Raw genomic sequence first — 296 nt, forward strand, 5'->3', positions numbered from 1 at the left:
TGCCATCGCTGCTTCTACTGCTGCTTTAACTGTCAGAACCAGAGAAGCTTTGCCTCAAGATTGGGCAGCAACGCAACATAATCTCGCAAATGCCTACAGGGAGAGAATTAAAGGAGACAAGGCAGATAACATCGAAAATGCCATCGCTGCTTATACTGTTGCTTTAACTGTCTACACCAGAGAAGCTTTGCCTCAACAATGGGCAATGACGCAAAATAATCTCGCAAATGCCTACAGCAATAGAATTAAAGGAGACAAGGCAGAGAACATCGAAATTGCCATCGCTGCTTCTACTG

Annotated in this window: 1 protein-coding gene; it reads left to right on the forward strand. The window is 44.6% G+C overall.

All coding sequences use genetic code 11. The annotated features are described in order from the left end of the window. Positions 1 to 296, forward strand: a 296-nt coding sequence (locus tag ACM0OS_RS29065; protein WP_414546633.1) for a tetratricopeptide repeat protein, incomplete at both ends; no start/stop codon positions are given.

The organism is Nostoc sp. CCY0012, from assembly GCF_963920855.1.
Taxonomy (GTDB): Bacteria; Cyanobacteriota; Cyanobacteriia; order Cyanobacteriales; family Nostocaceae; genus Cyanocohniella.